Source organism: Planctomonas deserti (genome assembly GCF_003067705.1).
Classification (GTDB): Bacteria; Actinomycetota; Actinomycetes; order Actinomycetales; family Microbacteriaceae; genus Planctomonas; species Planctomonas deserti.
This window is the reverse complement of the sequence record NZ_QANL01000155.1, coordinates 1-565: the sequence shown is the minus strand read 5'-3', so window position 1 is coordinate 565 and position 565 is coordinate 1. Positions and strand designations below refer to the sequence as shown.

The following is a 565-nucleotide window of genomic DNA, read 5'->3' as shown; positions in this document are numbered from 1 at the left end:
GGGGCCAGTAGATCACGACCGTTGGTCGTGACGGAAGCCTCCGTGCCCACCAACGGTGGGCACCCACCAGGAGCCGGCGTTACTGGGCCGGCACGCCCATTTCCTTCAGCAGTTCCGGTGCCGGGTAGACCTTGGCCAGCAGCCAGCGCAGGTAACGCATGTCCACGTGCACGGCGCGCTTGTAGCGCGGGTCGAACCACCAGCTGGCGCTGACCGACTCCCAGTTGCTGTCGAAGTTCAGGCCGATCAGTTCGCCCTTGGCGTTGAGCACCGGCGAGCCGGAGTTGCCGCCGGTGGTATCCAGGTTGGTCAGGAAGTTGACCGTCTGGGTCTTCAGCGCCGGGTCGGCGGTGCTGCCGAAGTCACCCTTGGCGATCGCGGCCAGCAGCGGCTTGGGCGCATCGAACGGATAGGCGTTGGTGTTCTTCTCGACGATGCCGGCCACGGTGGTCACCGGCGAGTAGGTCACGCCGTCGCGCGGATGCAGCGCTTCGACCTTGCCGTAGCTGATGCGCAGGGTGCGGTTGGCATCCGGGTACACCGCGCGGCCCTGCTTGGCACGCCA

At 66.9% G+C, this 565-nt stretch carries 1 protein-coding gene; it reads right to left on the bottom strand.

What is annotated here, in order from left to right:
* Window positions 1-79 precede the first annotated feature (79 nt).
* A partial coding sequence (locus DAI20_RS20035) for a S46 family peptidase (RefSeq protein WP_168927714.1) occupies window positions 80-565 on the bottom strand: 486 nt, incomplete at its 5' end.